General features: G+C 56.5%; 14 protein-coding genes. 6 read left to right on the forward strand and 8 right to left on the reverse strand.

All coding sequences use genetic code 11. The annotated features are described in order from the left end of the window. From IEY52_RS06370 to IEY52_RS06385, 4 genes are all read right to left on the reverse strand, one after another. The gene (locus IEY52_RS06370) at nt 1-2,220 is read right to left on the reverse strand and encodes a diguanylate cyclase domain-containing protein (RefSeq protein WP_189001516.1); all 2,220 of its coding nucleotides are present in this window, start codon (nt 2,218-2,220) and stop codon (nt 1-3) included. A gap of 139 nt (nt 2,221-2,359) precedes the next feature. Then, nucleotides 2,360-3,709, reverse strand: coding sequence for a serine hydrolase domain-containing protein (locus IEY52_RS06375; RefSeq protein WP_189001519.1), 1,350 nt, complete (start codon nt 3,707-3,709; stop codon nt 2,360-2,362). A 99-nt stretch (nt 3,710-3,808) separates the two neighbouring features. Next, nucleotides 3,809-4,186: a hypothetical protein gene (locus IEY52_RS06380; RefSeq protein WP_189001520.1), complete on the reverse strand. Its 378-nt coding sequence runs from the start codon at nt 4,184-4,186 to the stop codon at nt 3,809-3,811. A 51-nt stretch (nt 4,187-4,237) separates the two neighbouring features. After that, nucleotides 4,238-5,296, reverse strand: a complete 1,059-nt coding sequence (locus IEY52_RS06385) for a LacI family DNA-binding transcriptional regulator (RefSeq protein ID WP_189001522.1) — start codon at nt 5,294-5,296, stop codon at nt 4,238-4,240. 540 nt (nt 5,297-5,836) lie between these two features. Between IEY52_RS06385 and IEY52_RS06390 the strand changes: the two genes are divergently transcribed. The 4 genes from IEY52_RS06390 (at nt 5,837) to IEY52_RS06405 (ending at nt 13,391) form a co-directional block, all read left to right on the forward strand. Further along, a complete protein-coding gene (locus IEY52_RS06390; RefSeq protein WP_189001524.1) occupies nt 5,837-7,045 on the forward strand; it encodes a sugar ABC transporter substrate-binding protein in 1,209 nt (402 codons plus the stop codon). A gap of 180 nt (nt 7,046-7,225) precedes the next feature. Then, nucleotides 7,226-9,922, forward strand: coding sequence for an ABC transporter permease subunit (locus IEY52_RS06395; protein WP_189001526.1), 2,697 nt, complete (start codon nt 7,226-7,228; stop codon nt 9,920-9,922). 9 nt (nt 9,923-9,931) lie between these two features. After that, entirely contained in the window at nt 9,932-12,160 is a 2,229-nt protein-coding gene (locus IEY52_RS06400) for a glycoside hydrolase family 2 protein (protein WP_189001529.1), read from the forward strand. A gap of 118 nt (nt 12,161-12,278) precedes the next feature. Beyond that, nucleotides 12,279-13,391: a glycoside hydrolase family 53 protein gene (locus IEY52_RS06405; protein WP_189001532.1), complete on the forward strand. Its 1,113-nt coding sequence runs from the start codon at nt 12,279-12,281 to the stop codon at nt 13,389-13,391. Between the two features lie 69 nt (nt 13,392-13,460). Here IEY52_RS06405 and IEY52_RS06410 read toward each other — a convergent pair whose 3' ends face one another. Then, nucleotides 13,461-13,796 (reverse strand): hypothetical protein, encoded by a 336-nt coding sequence (locus IEY52_RS06410; RefSeq protein ID WP_229684657.1) that lies wholly within the window; start codon nt 13,794-13,796, stop codon nt 13,461-13,463. A gap of 17 nt (nt 13,797-13,813) precedes the next feature. On the opposite strand from IEY52_RS06410, the gene IEY52_RS06415 reads away from it, so the two are divergent. After that, nucleotides 13,814-14,416 carry a DUF2239 family protein gene (locus tag IEY52_RS06415; RefSeq protein ID WP_189001534.1) on the forward strand — a complete coding sequence of 201 codons (603 nt, stop codon included), beginning with the start codon at nt 13,814-13,816 and terminating at the stop codon, nt 14,414-14,416. A gap of 360 nt (nt 14,417-14,776) precedes the next feature. Then, the gene (locus tag IEY52_RS06420) at nt 14,777-16,015 is read left to right on the forward strand and encodes a TCR/Tet family MFS transporter (RefSeq protein ID WP_189001536.1); all 1,239 of its coding nucleotides are present in this window, start codon (nt 14,777-14,779) and stop codon (nt 16,013-16,015) included. Nucleotides 16,016-16,042: 27 nt separating this feature from the next. Here IEY52_RS06420 and IEY52_RS06425 read toward each other — a convergent pair whose 3' ends face one another. The 3 genes from IEY52_RS06425 to deoD are packed head-to-tail and all read right to left on the reverse strand — an operon-like array spanning nt 16,043 to nt 18,433. Then, nucleotides 16,043-16,504 (reverse strand): hypothetical protein, encoded by a 462-nt coding sequence (locus IEY52_RS06425; protein ID WP_189001538.1) that lies wholly within the window; start codon nt 16,502-16,504, stop codon nt 16,043-16,045. Nucleotides 16,505-16,563: 59 nt separating this feature from the next. Beyond that, a complete protein-coding gene (locus tag IEY52_RS06430; protein ID WP_189001540.1) occupies nt 16,564-17,715 on the reverse strand; it encodes a phosphopentomutase in 1,152 nt (383 codons plus the stop codon). 4 nt (nt 17,716-17,719) lie between these two features. Further along, entirely contained in the window at nt 17,720-18,433 is a 714-nt protein-coding gene (gene deoD, locus IEY52_RS06435; RefSeq protein ID WP_189001543.1) for a purine-nucleoside phosphorylase, read from the reverse strand. Nucleotides 18,434-18,550 lie beyond the last annotated feature (117 nt).

The following is an 18,550-nucleotide window of genomic DNA, read 5'->3' on the forward strand; positions in this document are numbered from 1 at the left end:
TCAGACTGGACCCTGACACACCACCCGATTGCGCCCCTGGTGTTTGGCCCGGTACAGGTTCTGGTCTGCCCGGGCAATCAGGGTGTCCTGGGGCACACAATCGCTGGGGGTGAGGGTGGACACCCCCATGCTCATGGTCACCACCGGACTGACTTCTGAATGGTCATGGGGAATCTGCAAGCCCAGCAACTCCAGCTGCATGCGCTGGGCCACCAGCAGGGCGCATGCCTCATCGGTGTCAGGAAGGATCACAGCAAACTCCTCACCCCCATAACGGGCCACTGTGTCCCCCCGGCGCACCGACTGGCTGAGGGCACGGGCCACTTCCCGCAGGCACTCGTCGCCCTGCAGGTGGCCATAATGGTCGTTGTATTTCTTGAAAAAATCCACATCGCACAGAATCAGCGACAGGGGTTTGCCTGAACGCAGGTGGTCTGCCCACTCCCGGTCCAGGTGGTCGTTGAAAGCCGCACGGTTGTAAATGCGGGTCAGGCCGTCCAGAAAAGCCGAACGTTGCAATTCCAGGTTGGCGGCCTGCAAGGCTTTTTCGGCACGGGTGCGCTCGGCGATCTCGGCTTTCAGGCGCATGGTGCGGGCCTGCACCTCGCGCTCCAGGGTTTCAGCATGGGCTTTCAAAGCCAGATGCTGCCGCAATTGCTGGATGGCCCGGCTGAGGGCAGAACACAGCCCCTCCTCATCAAAGTAAGTGGTGCTGGTCGGGACATACAGCAGGAGGCCAAAATAATCTTCACCCACAAAAAGGGGGGTGATCAGGTGGTGCCCGGCATGGAGTTCAGGCAGCAGGCTGGCTGGAATGAGGTCCCGGGTGGCGAATGTGCTTTCTTCCACCTCGGACACCAATTCTCGATGCAGCACCACCCGGGATGTGCCCTGCAAACCCATCCCATCCGAGAAAACCAGCAGGTAGCGGTGGATCTGTGAGCGTTGCAGGTAATGCTGGATTTCCTGCAGCAACTGTTCATTGGTTTCAGAGGAGAACAGCCGGGGGTTCCACATCGAGTTGGAGAGGTCCAGAATGCGCTTCTCGGAGTACTCCATCTGCATGGCACTGAAGAGGGTGCCGTGGGCCAGCGTCTTTAAATGGTTGAAAAAGCGCAACTGGTCATCCGAAAGGCCTTCTTCCACCTGTTGCAGGCACTGAAAGAGGATTTCCTCCCAGAAGGTGAAATCATGGGCCTGATAATGCTGGGTGAACAGGGTCTCCTTCCAGAACGCCAGAAAAGGCCGGATTTCTCGTGTTTTTGCTGCTTCTCGCAAAAGGGTCAGCACCTGCTGAAGGTGGTCCTGCCATTTGCCTGTCAATTGCAGGTCTGCTTTCTTGCGCTGCTGTCCTCCATGCCCACCACAGGATTCCCGCACCACCAGGGCTGTGGGCACCTCCAGCACTGCAGGCACAGGATGGATTGCCAGCATGTCCAGCAGGGTCTGTGCAGCCAGCTGGCCCTGTTCTTTCATGGGTTGCTTCACGGTGGTGAGGGCAGGGGTGACATGCCGGAAGTGGTCGCTGTCATCGAAGCCCACCACGGCAATGTCTTCCGGGACCCTGAGGCCCTGCTGGTTGATGGCCTGGATTGCGCCCTCGGCCATCTCGTCATTGGCGCACACCACCACATCCAGATCATGGGTGCGTTGCAGCAACCTGGTCACCTGTTCACGGGATTCCTGCGAGGAGTACTCTCCGTTCAGGAAGAAATCCTCCCGCACCTCCAGATGCGCATCCTGCAAAGCTTCACGGAAAATCTGTTCCCGCTCCATGGAATCCAGGTTTCCAGCCAGTCCCCGGATGAAAGCGAACCTCTGGTGGCCCTGCATCCTGATCAGGTGCGCCATCAGGTCCTGCATGCCTGCCTGGTTGTTCACCACCACACTGACCATGCCTGGGAGTTTCCTGCCCAGACTGACCCTGGGGATGTCTCCAAAACCTTGCAGGAAAGCCAGCAACTCGTCCTCGGTGCAGAAGATGCCCAGGCTGACCGAGAGGGCAATCAGTCCAGCATGCTTGCGGGCATCCACCATTGAAAAAATGCAGTTGGCTGTGCGCGCAGCATCTGGGGCCAGCAAATCCCGCCCGATGTATACGGTGCTGCTGAAGCCGTGACGGTCCAGGACATCCCTAATGCCTGAGATCACAGCAGCCTGATAGGGATGCAGGTGGTCAATCAAAATGGCGATGTTTCTTGGTTCTGGATGGGCAGTCACGGGGACACCTCATGAAGCGTTTTCGGTGGTTTGGCCCCATTTTATCCAGCGCATTCTTACAAAACTTTGTCATTCCAGGCTGCAAACCCAGAAAGCCCCTTAATGAATAGAGGGGCTGAGGGTCACAGAACATCATTTCTCAGGGAGACTGGCGTTTTCCAGTGAGGGTTTGCCCCCCGGTCTGAATTTGAACGTCCAGTGCATCCCCGTTTTTCTGGAACGTCAGGGTGACATCCAGGGCGCTCAGGTAAAACCTGTTTTCGGTTTCAGGCAACAGGGTGAAAATGCCCTGTTCTGGAATTTCAAGCTGCAACTGGCCTTTCACCACTCTGAATTTCAGCTGCAGGGCAGGCAGATCTGTCCGGTAAGTGCCGGTGTAGGTGCTCAGCACATTTTCTGGGACAGAGATGAAGGTTCTGTTCTGGGGAAGGGTGTAAGGCACCTCGAAATAGGCTCTGGCCAGATCCACCATCACATCCTGGCTGGAAATCCCATCCAGATTTGACAGCACAGCAATGCTGAGTTTCTCCTCTGGAAAGTAGGCCATCATGGCATTGAAACCGTTGATGTTCCCGCCGTGGGACACCACCGGATGCCCGAACAGTTTTCCCATCCCCACGCCATAGCCGTAAGCTTCAAAGCCGGGCAGGGGAGCACCCGTGTTCACCTGGGGAGAGGAGAACGCCTTGATGCTTTCAGCATTCAGGATCTTGCCTGCAAAGAGGTCTGGAAGCCAGCGGGCCAGTTCAGAGGCCGTGGCGTAAAGCCCACCAGCAGGACCGGCAATTTCCACATTGTGCAGCTCTGGCACCTGGTAACTGGCCCCATTCAGCACGTAACCACTGGCCCGGTTGGGCACCAGATCCAGTCGGGAATGGAAATCCAGATCTTTGAACTTCAGAGGCTGCAAAACGTTCTGGCGGATGTATTCCTGATAGGGCATCCCAGAAGCTTTTTCGATCACCTGACCCAGCAAAGTGAATCCCGAGTTGCTGTAAGAAAAATGGTCTCCGGGTTCAAAATCCAGAGGTTTGTCTTTGAACAGGTCTACAATCTGGCTCTGGCTGAAGTTCTGCTTCTGCACCTCAAGAAACCCTGGGAAAGCCGTGAAATTGGTCACCCCGGAGGTGTGGGTCAGCAGGTGATGCAGGGTGATTCTGTCCCCATTGGGAAAATCTGGGAGGTATTTGCTCAGAGCATCTGTGACTTTCAATTTGCCCTGTTCCTGCAGCTTCAAGATCGCCACAGCTGTGAAGCTCTTGGTGATGGACCCGATCTCGTAAACGGTCTGGCTGTTGGCCGGGATGCCAAATTCCACACTGGCCTGCCCAACAGCCTTCTCGAAAAGGGGCTGGCCGTCTTTCAGGATGACCACATTCCCCATGAAAAAACGGGCATTGTGGTGGGCATCCAGAACAGCAGCATAATCAGGAGCAGCGAGAGCAGAACCCACAGCAAGGGGCAGGACCAGCAAAAGGATTTTTTTCATGTGTTTTACCTCTGGACCCCAGAATAGGGATTTGGGTCAGCAGGCGCTTCCGTCCAATGGGGGAGGAAAAGCTCCTTCTAAAGGAGGAGGTGCAGCCAGTCAATCCAGCCAGATGAGCAAGGCCACCAACCACAGCCCAACCCAGCCTGGATGCTTCCCGTTGGTGCCGATCAGAACCAAAAAGCCTCCTGCAAAGGTGGAAAGGGCAAGGGTGGTTTTGAAGAAATCCAGATTTGCAGGGTCGGCAGAAAAGGCCAGACGAAAGAGCAGGGCAGCAAGCCCCCACCCCAGCACCGAAGCCAGATGCCAGGTGGCCCACAGGATGCGCACATGGCTTTCTTTCAGCAGCAGTGCACCCCAGGTGGGAATCCGGGTGCCTTTTCTCAGGCGCTTGAAGATCAAAACCTCGCCCAGCACAGAATGAACAATTCCAATCAGGGTCAGCAGGAGGCCCGCCAGGAGCAAATAAGTGTGCATGTGTCCGCTCCGATCATGCAGAAATTCTTTTTCAGGATAACAGAGCAGGATCTACCCCAGTTTCCGTGTCGTGTTGCGGATCACCATGTGGGTCGGCACAATGGTCCTGCATTTGCTGACGGTTTCCCCCCGGATCAATGCCATCAGGCCATTCATGGCGGCTGCGGCCATCTCCTGGGTGGGGTGATGCACGGTGGTGAGCCCACCAGCAATGAACTCTGCCCCCAGAATGTTGTCAAAGCCCACCAGCGAGAGGTCCTCTGGAACCCGGATGCCAGCCTGCACCAGATCTCCGTGCAGCATGATGGTCTGCAGGTCGGTGGCCCCCACCACAGCCGTCAGTTTGCCTGCCCTGAAAAGGCCAATGACTTTCTGGGGATCTTCGGTGTGCAGTTCTGGGTCCGGGGTGAGGCCCGCTTTTTGCAGTGCAGCCCTGTACCCCTGGTGCCTGAGGCTGAAGTGGGCGTTCCCGCTGTGTTCCCCTGGTCCAAAAAAGGCAATTTTCTGGTGTCCCAGAGAAAGCAGGTGCTCGGTGGCCTGGGCTGCTCCGCTTTTGTGGTCGATGTCTGCGTAACCCACGCCCGGAGGAACATCCTGGGTCCACAAAGCCATCATCTTGATGCGACGGGGGTCCAGACGGGTGAGCAGGGGATGCTGGGTGGTGGGGTTGGTGCGCAAAATCAGACCTTCCACCCGTCCATCCAGAAAGCGGCTTCCAATGTCCTCAGAGGGATGGGTGCTTTCTGGATAGACCACAAATGCGGTGTTGTGGATCCGGGCTGCCTCGGTGAGGCCCGAGAGCAGCGACCCGTCAAAAGTCAGGTGAATGGTCTGGATGCTGTCCAGCTGGGAATTCAGCTTCAGGTGCATGGAACGGCCCGAGGAATCAAATTCGTTGAGGACCACCCCGATCAGACCGCTGCGTTTGCTGCGCAGGTTCTGGGCGCTGACGTTGGGCACATAGCCCAGTTCGTCGGCAGCTTTGCGGACCCGTTCCACGGTGTCTCTGGACACCCGGTATTCGGGGCTGTTTCCGGTCAGCACCTTGGACACGGTGGCCTGGCTGACTCCGGCGGCTTTGGCAACGTCTTTGATGGTTACGATGGTCATGGTCACCTGAACAATTGAGACTGGTTTTTGAGGCCAGGGGAGCAAGGTTTACTGTACCACGGGGGTATGGGGCAGCAGGCCCAGAGGGGACATCTGGATGCCGAGGGCCGAGAGCCGAGGGCGAAAACACAGGATCAGACGTTGGGATGGGGACTGTAGGGGCGAGGCGTGCCTCGCCCAGCAGTAGGAATCTTGAACGTGATTTTCCCCATGCCTGTTGGCAGGAATCTGAAACAGAACATTGCAGAGAAATGTCACGGACAAGCCTTTCTGTGGTCCTGTTGAGTTTCTCTGGAAAAACCCCTTTGTGGGATTTTGAGAAACCGATTTCCTAAACTGTACTCGATTTCCCGATTCGAGGTCAAGATACTCACTGGATTAAGAGCAGCAATTTAGGTAAATCTATGTCTAGAACGTTATTTAATTGTACAACTTGAAAATGTTGCTCAGGCTCTGGTTCCACCCCTCTTGACAAACCTGCCCAGAAAAGCGCATAAAGAAAAGCGAAATCGTTTTCCCAAACCGAAAGAGGAGTACACCATGAAGAGAACCGTCTTCAGCATCACCGCCCTGCTTTGCCTTTCTGCCGCCCAGGCCGAGAAACTCACCCTCTGGACCGGACTGGATGGAAAAGAACTGGAATGGCTCACCCAGACTGCAAAAGACTTCAGCAAGACCAGAGAGGGAGCTGGAGTGACCGTGGATGTGGTTGTCGTTCCTTACAATGAGATCGATAACAAACTCAAGCAGAGCGCTCCCACAGGCACCGGACCGGACCTCCTCGGGCTGCTGCCCCATGACCGTGTGGGAGCACTTGCGACTGCGGGTGTGCTGGAACCCGTTTCCCAGTACCTGGATGCCAAAACCAGAAGCGACCTTCCCCCCAGTGCCATGGATGCCATGAGTTACAACGGCAAACTCTTCGGGTTCCCTGCCTTTGGTGAAGCTGTGGCCATCGTGTACAACAAGAAACTGCTTCCCGGAGGCATTCCCAAAACCTGGAGCAGCTTCATTTCCACAGCCCAGAAACTCACCAATCCCCAGGCCCAGCAATTTGGTTTTTTGACCAACATTTCTTTGCCCTACACCGTTTACGGTTTTTACTCCTCCATGGGGGCTTACGTGTTTGGCAAGAAAGCCGATGGCAGCCTGAACCCTTCAGACATCGGACTGGGCAATGCTGGAGCTGTAAAAGGGGCACAACTGCTGGCAGACATGCGTTTCAAACAGAACCTGATTCCTGCAGGTGCAGAGGCCAGCGATGTGCAAAAAGACCTGTTCACCAAAGGCAAACTGGCCATGTGGCTGACTGGCCCCTGGGACATCGGTGATGTGAAAAAAGCCGGGATCGATTACGGCGTGGGTGTGCCCCCCAAACCCACCGGAGCCAAAGGCAAATTCTCTCCCTTCGTGGGCATCCAGGGCGTCCTGATGAACGCCTACGGCAAGAACAAAGCCAGAGCTGCACAACTGGCCCTCTACCTGACCAACGCCCAGAACCAGTCTGACATGAACACCATCGGGGGCCGCATTCCTGTCTCCAAATCTGCCGTGCGCAAGCTGAAAAATGACCCTGTGGTGGCTGGTTTCGGTGCTGCCATTGCCGCAGGCACCCCCATGCCCAACATCCCCGAAATGGGCGCAGTGTGGAGCCCCTGGGGCAACGCCATCACCCTGAGCGTGAAAACCGCCAACGCGGACATTTCGGGGTTACTGGGGAAAGCTGTGGGGCAGATGGCCGCGAAGTAATGATTGCCGAGAGCCGAGGGCCGAGGGCTTCATTCAGAAAGCTTTCGCAAAGGCAGTGCGGAAAACCTGTGAGCTTTGGCCTAAGCTTTGAGTTTGCCCTCGGCTCTCGGCCCTTGGCCCTCGGCTCTAGACTTTCCCCCAGAAATGCCCAGCCCCCTTACCCCCTGAGAGGAACCCCATATGAAACGCACCCTCCAACCCAAACCCCGTCTGGATCATCCTGCACTGATGGTGCTGGCCCTGGTTCTGCTGCTGGCCCTGTGTGCCCTGCTGTCCTTTCTGGTGGTGGGTGGCATCAATGTGCTGTCTGGGCAGCAGCTTCCCACCTGGATTTCCCTGCTGGCATCCGGGGTTTTGATGGTTCCGGTGGCGTTTTTCATCAACAAACGCCTGCCTGCAATCCGTCCCTGGATGTACCTGTTGCCTGCCACCTTGTTTTTGCTGGCTTTCACAGGTTATCCGCTGGCCATGACCGTGTATTACAGCTTCACCAATTACTCTGCCGCCCACTCTGGAAGGCCGGACAGTTCCACCCAGATGGGGGCAAGCCTGTCTGGAAGCACTGTTCTGAAGCTGTCTGAGCCTGTCCAGCAGTTGCGTTGCCCTGCAGACCAGTGTGTGGGTGAAAAGCTGGAAATTCAGGGCCAGCAGGCAGGAAAAGCCCTGACCTTGCAAGCCGACATTGTGGCTGTGTCTGGTCAGATTGTCACCCTGAACAAAGCCCTGCCTGAGGGGTTTCAGGCCCAGGTGCTGCGCCGCATCAACAAAATCAGCTGGGTGGGTGCGCAGAACTACCAGAATGTGCTGGGCAAGGCCCGCACCCAGATGCTGCCCCTGCTGGGCTGGAACATCCTTTATGCCCTGCTCACCACCCTGTTCAACCTGGGATTGGGTGCCGTGCTGGGAATTTTGCTGCACAACAAAAAACTGAGAGGCCGCAATTTCTACCGCTCCATTTTGATTCTGCCCTGGGCCATTCCAGGCATCATCTCCATTCAGGTGTGGCAGACCCTGCTGAACACCAACTTTGGGGCCATCAACAGGCTGCTGGGCATGCTGGGCGTGGCACCTGCACCCTGGCTGGAAGATCCGCTGTGGGCCAGAACCGCCATCATCATGGTCAGTTTGTGGATGAGTTTCCCCTACTTCATGACCGCCACTTTGAGCAGCCTGTCCACCATCCCGGAAGAACTCTACGAGGCTGCAGAGGTGGATGGTGCAACCCCCTGGCACAAGTTGCGTTTCATCACGCTGCCCATGCTGTCCAGTTCTTTTGTGCCGATTGCGCTGTCTGCCTTTGCTGCGGGTTTCAACAACATCACCCTGATTTTCCTGCTGACCGGGGGCGGACCTGCCCTGAGCGTGGACGATTCCACTGCCCAGAGCACCGACATTTTGCTGTCCTGGGCTTACAAGACCGCCTTTGTGTACGGTGGGGGAGAGCAGTTCGGACTGGCGAGTGCCATTGCGGTGGTGATTGGCGTGATCACCGTGCTGATCTCTGTGGTGAATTTCAGTGTCTCTGGCGTGTTCAGTGAGGCCAGAAACACCGAATCCCAGAAAAAAGGCTGGTCCCTTCCTGCTCCTTTAAAACCCATTCTGGGATGGGGCGCAGTGGCTGTGCTGGTGTTCTTCGCCCTTCGCACTTTGCTGGGACTGGCAAACACCCTGGGTGCGCCCTCTTTCGCCATTTACTTCCAGACCGGAGGCTGGCTGTACCTGCTGCTGGGTTTCGTGGGGGTGGTTTTGCTGGCATCAGGACTGATGTTTCTGGTGGGCCGCAGACAGAAACGCAGCTTCCAGAGCGTGTTCTTCAGCACCCTCACCCATGCTGTGCTGATTTCCACGGTGCTGGCGGTGCTGTATCCCGTGGTTTACGTGCTGGCCGCGTCCTTTGACCCCCTCAACCGCCTCAGTCAGGCTTCTCTGGGTGCGCCAGAAGAACCCCTCTTGATCCGGGCACGGGTGCTGCCTGCCCTGACCGGACTGGATTTCAGCAACTACAGAACCCTGTTCAGTGGGGTGCAGGTGCAAGGCTGGCAATGGGTTGTTCTGGTTCTGTCTGCGCTGTCCTTTCTGGTCATGCAGGTGCTGAACTTCACCCGTGGCCTCACCGAAAGCGCCAGAACCGCCGAAAAACGGGCTTCCTGGGCTGGAATGGCAACGGTTGCGCTGGTCAGCCTGTTCCTGATCACCCTGATGCCTTCGCAGTTCACCACAGACAATCCTGCTTCCAAATTCCTGCTGTGGGTCAGAAACACCCTCTTGATCTCTGGATTCACGGGCATCATCACCCTGATCCTGACCACCACGGCTGGTTACGCCCTGGCCCGCATGCAATTCAAAGGGCGCATGCAGTACCTGATGGTGGTGATCTTCCTGCAGATGTTCCCCAGCCTGCTCAGCCTGATCGCCATTTATTCCCTGATGAACACGCTGGGACTGGTCAACACCTTCACGGGCCTGATTCTGGCCTACACCGGGGGCATCATTGCTTTCGCCACCTGGATTTACAAGGGTTATGTGGAGTCCCTGCCCCACAACCTCAACGAGGCCGCCCTGGTGGATGGATGCAGCCCCTGGCAGGCGTTCACCCGCATCATTCTGCCGCTGTCTGGTCCGATGCTGGTGTTCATCTTCCTGCTGCAGTTCATTGGTTCTTACGCCGAATATTTCCTGGCCAATGTGCTTTTGACCGGAGCCGAGAACTGGAACATCGGGGTGGGACTGCGCTCTTTTGCCAGCAACCAGTTCACCGTGCAGTACGGCCCGTTCACTGCAGCTTCCGTGCTGGGAGCCCTGCCCATTGTGATCCTGTTCTTCACCTTCCAGAAAATTTTCGTCTCCGGTGCCACCAGTGGCGCAGTGAAAGAGTAAGGAGCGTCCATGACCCGTCTTGAACACCCCATCAACACCCACTGGGACTTCATTTCCGAAGACCACCCCGAATTTGCCCTGCCTTCTTACGCTGGACCTCGTACCCAGGTCAGCGTTCCCCACACCGTTCGTGAAGTGCCCCACCACAATTTCTCCGAATCGGACTACAGTTTCATCAGCTGGTACCGCAAGTCCCTCTCTTTTTCTGAGGCCCACAAAGGCAAACGCACCCTGCTGCACTTTGAAGGGGTGATGCTGGCCGCAGAAGTCTTTCTGGACGGACAGAAACTGTTCGAGCACCAGGGCGGATTCACCCCCTTCCAGGTGGACCTGACCGATCACATTGTGCCGGGCAGAGAACACCTGGTGGCAGTAAAGGTGGATTCCAGAGAACGCACTGACATTCCCCCTTATGGGAATCTGGTGGATTACATGACCTTCGGAGGGATTTACCGGGACGTGTATGTGCGGGTGCTGGACCCCCTGCACATCGAGAATGTCTTTTTCAGAGGGGTGGATGTTCTGACCTCCCGTCCTTTTGCTGAAGTGGATGTGACCCTGAACAACACCAGCACCTCAAGTAAACAGGCAGAGCTGGAAATCCAGTTGCTGGATGCTGCAAACCAGCAGGTGGCTGCAACCACTGCCACCGTTTCCGTTGAGGTCCACAGCCTGCACACCCACACCCTGAAGCTGGAAAACCTGGCAGACTTGCAGCTCTGGGACATCGAAAACCCTTACCTGTACACCCTGAGGGTCAGCATTCGGGGGGGCGACACCCTGGACACCCGTGTGGGCTTCCGGGAAAGCGAATTCCGGGCAGATGGCTTCTTTTACCTGAACGGCAGAAAAGTGATTCTGCGGGGCATGAACCGCCATCAGACCTACCCTTACATCGGTGCCGCTGCGCCAAAACGCCTGCAGGAAAAAGATGCCGATTTGGTCAAATTCGATCTGGGGTGCAACATGGTGAGAACCAGCCACTACCCCCAGAGCCCCCATTTCCTGAACCGTTGCGATGAAATCGGGCTGCTGGTTTTTACAGAGATGCAGGGCTGGCAGCACATCGGGGACCAGGGCTGGCAGGATCTGTCTTTAAAGCTGCTGGAAGATCTGGTGGTCAGAGACAGAAACCATCCCTCCATTGTGCTTTGGGGGGCACGCGTCAACGAATCCCCCGACCACACGCTGTTTTACACCCGCACCAACAGGCTGGTGAACAGGCTCGATCCCACCCGGCAAACTGGAGGGGTGCGCTGTTTCTTTGGAAGTGAGCAGCTTGAAGACGTGTACACCATGAACGACTTCGCAGCGAAGCTCACCAAATACCCTGCAGAGCGCTATCTGGTCACCGAGTACGCCGGACACATGTTCCCGACCAAGAGTTTCGATCAGGAACCCCGCGTGGTGGGCCATGCCTTAAAACATGCAGATGTCCTGAACCAGATTGGGGTGCTGGGGATCAGTGGGGGCATCGCCTGGTGCGCCTTCGATTACAACACCCACGCCACTTTTGGCAGCGGAGACCGCATCTGCTACCACGGGGTGATGGACATCTTCCGGCAACCCAAATTTGCAGCCCACCTGTACGCCAGCCAGCAGCGCCCAGAGCAGAAAAAAGTGCTCTTTGCAGCGACCTACTGGACCAGGGGAGATGTGGATGAGGGCCTGATCAACCCGGTGTGGATTTTCTCCAACCTGGACCGGGTGGAGGTGTACGTATCTGGCAAATTTGAGGGCGAGGCACAAAGGGCCACCTGCCTTTATCCCCATCTGCCTTACCCTCCTTTCAGGATCTCCAACATCTCTGGCGGCTGGGGGGAAAACTTCGGGGATCTGGAATTGCGAGGTTACCTGAAGGGTGAACAGGTGAAAACCCACCGCCTTGCTGCAGATGGCATCCCCAGAAAACTGGTCCTGCAGGCCGATGACGCAGAAATCCATGCAGACGGCGCAGACCTCACCCGACTGTCCCTGAAAATCACCGATGAATACGGCAATGCACTCCCCTTCGCCTGGGGTCCCGTGCTGCTGGACTGCGAAGGTCCAGGCGTGCTGGTCGGAGAAAACCCGCTGGTTTTGCCCGGAGGTCAGGCCGCAGTGTACCTCAGAAGCACCCTGATTTCTGGCACCGTGACGGTGACCGCCCGTGTGCAGGGCCTGCCTGTGCAAACCGTGCAGGTGAAGACGCTGGAGGTGGGTGTGCAGCCTGTGCTGGAAGCGGTTTTGAATGGCTGAAGTTGGCAGAAGGCTGCAAGCAGAAGGCCAACAAAGCTTTTGCTTGAGCAACAGAGGGCGTAGCACGCTACGCCCCTACATCCCCTACAAACATCACCCCCTTTCTTGAGGAGTCCCAATGAAAAAAACAGTTTCCCTGATGGTTTTGCTCTCCCTTTCCGTGGGTTGCAGCAGTGCCCAGACCCCCAACCCCCTGCCCCCGTTTCTGGGAGGTGTAGACGCCTCTTATGTGTCCAGGGTGGAGGACAGAGGCGGGCTTTACAAAGATGCAGATGGAAAGACCGTGGATTTCTTCCAGACTTTGAAAGCCAGTGGTGTGAATCAGGTTCGCCTGCGGGTCTGGAACCATCCGACAGACAGTTACGGTTCCCAGTGGGACATGCTGAAACTGGCGAAACGGGCGCATGTTGCAGGTCTGGGCATCTTGCTGGATTTGCATTACTCGGACAGCTGGGCGGATCCCGGTCACCAGACCAAACCCAATGAATGGAAGAACCTGAGTTACTTTGATTTGAAAACCGCGGTCAGGCAATACACCCGTTCGGTGGTGCAGAGCATGCTGGACCAGGGCACCGCTCCAGACCTGGTGCAAATTGGCAATGAGATTTCTGCAGGGATGCTGTGGGATGAAGGTCGCGTGTGGGGTCCAGATGCAGACTTCAACACCGACCAGCAGTGGAACCAGCTTTCCGAACTTTTGAAAGCAGGCATCGCAGGTGTGAAGGACACGGGATCACAAGCCAACATTGTGATTCACATTGACAAGGGGGGCAGCAATGCAGAGGCCCGCAACTTCTATGACAGAATTGTGGCCCGTGGAGTGGAATTCGACACCATCGCACTGTCCTACTACCCGTACTGGCATGGCCCATTGGACAAACTCAAGGCCAATGTTGCAGACCTCATGGAGCGTTACAGCAAGGACGTGATCCTGGCGGAAACCGCTTATCCTTTCACGCTGGGCTGGAACGACTGGACCAACAACGTGATTGGCCTGCCAGAGCAGCTTCCAGCTGCCTACAAAGCCACCCCGGAAGATCAGGCCAGAATGCTCTCCGACCTGATTGCAGCCCTGAAATCCGTGCAGGGCAAGCACCGCACCGGAGTTTTTTACTGGGGAGGGGAGTGGATTTCCACAGGCAAAGAGGACACCTCGGGTTCCAGCTGGGAGAACCAGGCCCTGTTTGATTTTGATGGGAAGGTTCTTCCGGTGTTGAAGGTATTCAGGTAAGAGAAAGAGCTTCAAGGGGCAAGGATGTTTATTCTTGCCCTCCTTTTGTTTGCATCTGGTTGCCTGAGATCAGGAATCAGGTTTTTCTTCGTCAAAGACTTTAGAAGCTGGCAGCACAGGTTCACCCAGAGCTTCCAGCATCAATTCCAGGGTGAGGCGCAGATCTTCCAGAGATTCGCCTTCGGGTGCTTCAGGCTCAAGGGATGTGCCCATGATTCGTAAATCTTCATCGTAATAGACAGAGTGAATGGCATATGCTTTGCGTTTTTCATCGTGGATCACCCGGTAATTCCATGGCATGTCTTTTCCTCCCCCGGGTTGTTGCAAGTGTAGGGCAAACAGGATGCTTACCTCCTCTGCCCAATGGCTTATTTTACCCGGATGATATTGACCTTTGAATTTCATCCGGGTAATATTGACCCATGGACGACCTCAACCCCACCTACACCCTCTTCGTTGACCAGAAGCACCTGCTCACAGCAGGGTTGCCTGAAGTGCTCACCCACCTGAAAAACCAGCCCCAGAACCCCCATGCCCAGGTGCTGGTTTTTGAAGACCAGACCGGAAGAACGGTGGATTTTGACCTCAGGGGCACCCTCGAAGAAGTGCTGGTCCGTCACCTTCCCAGCAGCGATGCAGAACCTGCCCGTGCAGGCCGTGGACGACCCAGACTCGGGGTGGTGGCCCGGGAAGTGACCCTGTTCCCCAGGCACTGGGAGTGGCTGGAACAGCAACCCGGAGGGGCCTCTGCAGCCCTGCGCCGCCTGATTGAAGAAGCCCGCAAACAGCAACCCGACCTGACAAAAATCCGTCAGGCCCAGACTGCTGCAGACCGTTTCATGTCCGTGATCGCCGGAGATCTGCCCGGATACCAGGAGGCCTCCCGTGCGCTCTATGCCAGAGATTTTGAGCGTTTCCAGCAGGAAATCCAGCCCTGGCCCGAAGACATCAGGGGGCATGCTGAGCGACTGGCGGGGCCTGTTTTTGAAAGTGCCGATGGCCGAGAGCCGAGGGCCGAGAGCTAAAGAAAGGGCTTTTCAACAAGACCTGGGCTGAAAGTTTCAGCAGTATCTGGCCTGAGACTGGTCAGGGTTTCTGGGAAGAGGACGAGGCATGCCTCACCCATACAGCCCCATGCTGGATTCCTGGCAACAGGGCGCAGCACGCGTCTTGTGCTGAAGGCGCAAAACACCAACCATGTTTTGCTGGCACGCTGCGCCCCCTACAGTCCTCACTCCAGATTCCGACCTCCTTTTTTGGTCCTCGGCCCTCGGCGTTCCTGTCCACAACCCACCTCAAACCTGACTTCTGAACCAGAGGTCCGGTCCAACATGTCCCGCGAGCGTGCATCTGGCGGTGACCTCCTCTCTTGCACCGAGGTTTTTATGACTGTCAAACGACAACCCGCCGTCATGTTCATTTTCATCACCCTTTTGATTGATTTGCTGGGATTGGGGCTGGTTTTGCCCGTGATGCCCCAGCTGGTGGGTTCGCTCTCCGGTGATGCTGCCCGGACCAGTCAGGTGTACGGGGTTTTGATCGGGATTTATGCCCTCTCGCAGTTGCTGGTGGCTCCGCTTCTGGGCGTGCTCAGTGACCGTTATGGTCGCAGACCCATTTTGCTGGGCACCACTTTTCTGGCGGTTTGCGCTTACACCCTGCTGATTTTCAGTCCCACCCTGGCATGGCTGATTTTGGGCCGCATGCTTTCCGGGATGGCCGGGGCCAGCATGGGTGTTGCCAACGCCTACATTGCAGATGTCAGCACCCCAGAAACCCGTGCCCGCAATTACGGCATGGTTGGGGCAGCTTTCACCCTGGGTTTCATTGTGGGGCCTGCCATTGGAGGCTTGCTGGGGCAATTTGGGGTGCGTTTGCCTTTCATGTTCGCAGCGGGGTTTGCCCTCTTGAACTTCCTTTATGGTCTGTTCGTGCTGCCAGAATCCCACCAGCCCAACCCCCAGGCAAAGCTGGCCCTCAAGAACCTCATTCCGTTGCGTTCCCTTGGGGTACTGAAGCAATACCCTGGATTGCCTGCGCTGGCCTGGGTCACGGTGCTGTCCAGCCTGGGTTTCCAGTTTGTGGCCAGCACCTGGGTTTTGCACGGCACCACCCGCTACCACTGGGGCACCGGAGAAAGTGGGCTGGCCCTCACCGTTTCTGCCCTGATGGGACTTCCGGTGCAAATGCTTTTGGTGGGCATGGCCATGAAACGTTTTGGAGGTGTTCGAACGGTTCAGATGGCTTTGCTCTTTGGTGCCCTCGGATACATCCTGTATGGACTTTCCAGCGAAGTCTGGATGTTCTACCTCGCCATGCCTGTTCCAGCCCTGATGGGATTGGGAGGCCCCGCTTTGCAATCCCAGGTGGCTTCCCGTGTTCCTCCACAGGTGCAGGGGATGGTGCAGGGCAACATGGCCAGCCTGAACAGCCTGACCGGGGTGCTCGGTCCTCTGGCCGCCACCAACCTCTTTGCCCACTTTGCGACCCCCTCGGCCCACCCCTACCTTCCTGGCATTGCGTTTTTTGGGTCTGCACTGATTTTGCTGGTGTGCTGGATGGTGTACAGCTGGCATGCCGTGCCCCAGATTCAGGCAAAGCAGGAAGCTGTTTCTGCAGATTGAAAAACAGTTTTCCCTGACCCCGGTTTCTCAGATCGGGTTTTGTTTTTTCCGGGTGTTTTTGCGGTAGCCCTTGATCTCGTCCAGTCGGTCTGCATCTTCCCTGAACCTTTTGGCCCATGCTCTGTCCATTTGCTCGAAAGCTGGAGCCACTGTAATAATGGCCTGCTGCAAAGCACTGGCCAGAGATTCCCACTCCACTTCAACAGGACCAAAGCCCTCCCCAGACGCAAAAATGCGGTTGTCTTCCTGGGTCAGGACCAGGGCAGGGGCACCTTCAAAAAAGACCAGTGGTGTGGCTCTTGCGCCGTAAGACAGTTGCATCAGCTGTGAGGTCCACCAGCCAAAGACCACTCCTGGAGCATCTGCATGGTCTTCAAAAGGGTAAGGTACGCCATCAAACTCCCACCAGAAAAACAGGCCCTCGTGTTGATGTGTTGGCCTGAACGACATCAGTAGCTCAGTGGGAATCACAATTTTGCATGAAACCATGGTTTCAGCATAATTAAAAGAGGAGCCCGAAGTCAGGCTCCTCCCAGCACCAGTGATCTTTACTTCAATTCACTCCAGAAACTTGTTCCAGGTCCTTCCCACTTCACCCCGAGTGCCTCAGCAACAGTGGCCCCCACGTCTGCAAAGGTGGCCCGTTCTCCCAGATTCACGGCTCCTTTTCCAGGTCGGTAAGTGAGCAGCATCCCGTATTCACGGGTGTGGTCGGTGCCGGGAACGGTGGGGTCGTTGCCGTGGTCGCTGATCAGAACCAGCATCCCGTCGTCTGGAACGCTTGCCAGGATTTCTGGCAGGTGGTCATCAAATTCTTTCAGGGCGTTGCCATACCCGATGGGATCGCGCCTGTGTCCGAATTTGGCATCAAAATCCACCAGATTGGTGAACACCAGACCATCAAAATTCTGCTGCATGCGTTTCAGGGTTTTCTGGATGCCGTCCAGGTTGTTGTCGGTGTGGATCTCCTCGGTGAAGCCCTGGTGGTCGTAGATGTCGGGAATTTTCCCGATGCCCACCACATCTTTCCCGGCTTCATGCAGCGCATTCAGCACCGTGCGAGGAGGGGTCAAAGAGAAATCCCTGCGCAGTTCCCCGGCCCGCTCGAAAGGGAATTCCCCCCTGAACGGACGGGCGATCACACGGGCCACAGCGTACTCTCCCTGCAGGATGTCACGGGCTTTCTGGCAGTAATCGTACAGGGTTTCGATGGGGGTCACGTCCAGATGGGTGGCAATCTGAAACACACTGTCGGCACTGGTGTACACGATGGGGAACCCGGTTTTGATGTGCTCCTCGCCGTAGTCCTTGATGACCTCGGTTCCGCTGTAAGGCAGGTTGCACAGCCACCCGGTTCCAATTGCAGCCTCAAAACGGTCCATCACTTCTTTGGGAAACCCGTCACTGAAGGTCCTGAAAGGGTGCTCAAGTTGCACCCCCATGAACTCCCAGTGCCCGGTAGAGGTGTCTTTCCCGGCGCTGACTTCCTGCAGGCGGCCATAACTGCCATGCACCTGCTCTGGACGGTCATGCTTGACCGTAGAGATGTGTCCCAGACCCATTTTTGCCAGATGGGGAAGCACCACCCCGGATTTTTCCAGCGTGTGGTTGATGGTGTGGGAACCCACATCCCCGAACTTTTCCGCATCGGGCAACTCGCCCATGCCCACCGAATCCAGCACGATCACTGTGACTTTCATGGGTTTACTCCTTGTCGGCGATGGCGGCTTCCAGGGCAATCAGCATCATGTCGTTGAAGCTGGTCTGGCGCTCCATGGCACTGGTGGCCTCGCCCGTCACCAGGTGGTCACTGACGGTCAGGATGGTCAGGGCCTGCACCCCGTATTTGGCAGCAATGGTGTACAGACCTGCGGCTTCCATTTCCACGCCCAGCACACCAAACTCTGCCCAGATCTTGTAGTGGTCGGGGTGGTCGTTGTAGAAGGTGTCACTGGAGAAGATGTTCCCCACACGCACAGGTTTCCCAGCCCGCTGAGCAGCCATGTAGGCCTGATGCAGCAGTTCAAAATCAGCAATGGGCGCGTAGTTTCTGCCATTGAAGCGGATGTTGTTGATCTGGCTGTCGGTGCAGGCGGCCTGGGCCAGAATCACATCGCGCACCTTCACATCTTCATGGTAGGCCCCGCAGGTGCCCACCCGGATCAGCTTCTTGCAGCCATAATCCCGGATCAGTTCGTTCACGTAGATGGAGATGCTGGGAATCCCCATCCCACTGCCCTGTACGCTGATCCTGTGCCCCTTGTAGGTCCCGGTGTACCCGAGCATCCCACGCACATTGTTGTGCTGCTCGGCATTTTCCAGGAAGTTCTCTGCAATGTGCTTGGCCCTCAGGGGATCGCCGGGAAGGAGGACGGTTTCTGCAATCTGGCCGGGTTGTGCATTCAGGTGTACGCTCATGTTTTTCCTTTGTGGGGGTGGGAGAGAGGTCGGATGGGGAGGTTTGTTCGGAGAAGTGGACAGTTTACAGTCAACAGTTCACAGCGGGATTTTCTGGTGTTTCTGAGGCTGGGAGGA

This window comes from Deinococcus roseus (assembly GCF_014646895.1).
GTDB lineage: Bacteria > Deinococcota > Deinococci > Deinococcales > Deinococcaceae > Deinococcus_C > Deinococcus_C roseus.

Coding starts and splice junctions, on each gene's coding strand:
- IEY52_RS06375 (WP_189001519.1), bottom strand. CDS start 3,709: ATGAAAAAAATCCTTTTGCTGGTCCTGCCCCTTGCTGTGGGTTCTGCT.
- IEY52_RS06425 (WP_189001538.1), bottom strand. CDS start 16,504: ATGGTTTCATGCAAAATTGTGATTCCCACTGAGCTACTGATGTCGTTC.
- IEY52_RS06395 (WP_189001526.1), top strand. CDS start 7,226: ATGAAACGCACCCTCCAACCCAAACCCCGTCTGGATCATCCTGCACTG.
- deoD (WP_189001543.1), bottom strand. CDS start 18,433: ATGAGCGTACACCTGAATGCACAACCCGGCCAGATTGCAGAAACCGTC.
- IEY52_RS06410 (WP_229684657.1), bottom strand. CDS start 13,796: ATGAAATTCAAAGGTCAATATCATCCGGGTAAAATAAGCCATTGGGCA.
- IEY52_RS06385 (WP_189001522.1), bottom strand. CDS start 5,296: ATGACCATCGTAACCATCAAAGACGTTGCCAAAGCCGCCGGAGTCAGC.
- IEY52_RS06420 (WP_189001536.1), top strand. CDS start 14,777: ATGACTGTCAAACGACAACCCGCCGTCATGTTCATTTTCATCACCCTT.
- IEY52_RS06380 (WP_189001520.1), bottom strand. CDS start 4,186: ATGCACACTTATTTGCTCCTGGCGGGCCTCCTGCTGACCCTGATTGGA.
- IEY52_RS06390 (WP_189001524.1), top strand. CDS start 5,837: ATGAAGAGAACCGTCTTCAGCATCACCGCCCTGCTTTGCCTTTCTGCC.
- IEY52_RS06400 (WP_189001529.1), top strand. CDS start 9,932: ATGACCCGTCTTGAACACCCCATCAACACCCACTGGGACTTCATTTCC.
- IEY52_RS06430 (WP_189001540.1), bottom strand. CDS start 17,715: ATGAAAGTCACAGTGATCGTGCTGGATTCGGTGGGCATGGGCGAGTTG.
- IEY52_RS06415 (WP_189001534.1), top strand. CDS start 13,814: ATGGACGACCTCAACCCCACCTACACCCTCTTCGTTGACCAGAAGCAC.
- IEY52_RS06405 (WP_189001532.1), top strand. CDS start 12,279: ATGAAAAAAACAGTTTCCCTGATGGTTTTGCTCTCCCTTTCCGTGGGT.